Source organism: Citrobacter sp. TBCS-14 (assembly GCF_005280805.1).
Classification (GTDB): domain Bacteria; phylum Pseudomonadota; class Gammaproteobacteria; order Enterobacterales; family Enterobacteriaceae; genus Citrobacter; species Citrobacter gillenii.
In genome coordinates this window covers 346-585 of sequence record NZ_SZWM01000558.1, presented here as the reverse complement: position 1 = coordinate 585, position 240 = coordinate 346, and the positions used below count along the sequence as shown (strand labels likewise).

The window sequence follows — 240 nt, the reverse complement described above, 5'->3', positions numbered from 1 at the left end:
CCGCTGTTACGCAACTGCTCGTAAAGCTGGCGCAGCAGGTCATCCGTCTGCGTCATGGTGTACAGGTAACAGGAGGTCTCCTTGGACTGGACGAAAGTCTCATATTTTCCTTGTGTACGGTCGCAGGCCTGCGGGTGAGAACCCATTAAATGCAGCACAATCAGTTGCGGCTGGGTGCGTTCGGTGGCCAGCACCTGGGCGGTCATTTTCAACAGCGCTTCGTCACGGGTGTTTTTGTCC

At 55.8% G+C, this 240-nt stretch carries 1 protein-coding gene; it reads right to left on the bottom strand.

Annotated elements, in window-relative coordinates; all coding sequences use genetic code 11:
• A partial coding sequence (locus FDX22_RS19875; protein ID WP_146717666.1) for a sulfatase-like hydrolase/transferase occupies positions 1 to 240 on the bottom strand: 240 nt, incomplete at both ends.